The organism is Photorhabdus viridis, assembly GCF_040256935.1.
Lineage (GTDB): Bacteria > Pseudomonadota > Gammaproteobacteria > Enterobacterales > Enterobacteriaceae > Photorhabdus > Photorhabdus viridis.
Map to the genome: position 1 here is coordinate 1 of NZ_JBEJZY010000605.1, position 223 is coordinate 223.

The 223-nt window shown below is 38.6% G+C and carries 1 protein-coding gene; it reads left to right on the plus strand.

Annotated features, from left to right (window positions below):
* Positions 1 to 66: 66 nt before the first annotated feature.
* The coding region (locus ABR397_RS25795; RefSeq protein ID WP_350307977.1) for an Rpn family recombination-promoting nuclease/putative transposase at positions 67 to 223 on the plus strand (157 nt) is incomplete at its 3' end.

Below are 223 nucleotides of genomic sequence, written 5' to 3' on the forward strand. Positions count from 1 at the left end.
CTCAGTCAGCTCGGTTTCTTGCTTAATATTCCTTCAATATAAAAGAAAGTATGCTACCATTCACTGATGAAGAAAAAAAAGACACCAATGCCACATGACGCTGTTTTTAAACAGTTTTTAAGTCATATCGATACGGCCAGAGATTTTCTGGAGATACATTTGCCTGCTAAATTACGGGCAGTTTGTGATCTGGATACACTGCGGTTGGAATCAGGATCGTTTA